This is a genomic window from Bacillus pretiosus (assembly GCF_051294775.1).
In the GTDB taxonomy this organism is placed as follows: Bacteria; Bacillota; Bacilli; order Bacillales; family Bacillaceae_G; genus Bacillus_A; species Bacillus_A wiedmannii.
Genome location: NZ_JBPPHF010000364.1, coordinates 1 through 292 on the forward strand (window position 1 = coordinate 1; position 292 = coordinate 292).

A 292-nucleotide genomic window follows, 5' to 3' on the forward strand; every position below is an offset into this window, starting at 1 on the left:
GTTTTTTGATAAGGAAGTGTATGTACTAGTGGATGCTGATGATGCTGGAGAAAAGTTAAGGAAGCAATTTCGAAAAGAATTTCCGCAAGCAGAGCATATTTACATTGATCGCTCGTACCGAGTAGTGGCAACTGCGCCATCTTCACACTTAGCAAATGTATTATGGGGAGCTGACATTGACGTTTATACAGAATATTTACGGTAAGGAATGATAGAAGTGATTGATTGGACAGGAGCAGAAGCTACAGCCCTAATAGAGTACGAAGAAAAAACAGTGTTATATGTATATACT

Annotated in this window: 2 pseudogenes; both read left to right on the forward strand. The window is 38.7% G+C overall.

The window, feature by feature from the left end:
* A pseudogene (locus ACSG5Z_RS31280) lies at positions 1-205 on the forward strand (hypothetical protein); the annotation flags it as partial.
* A gap of 3 nt (positions 206-208) precedes the next feature.
* Positions 209-292, forward strand: a pseudogene (locus ACSG5Z_RS31285) (thioredoxin family protein); the annotation flags it as partial.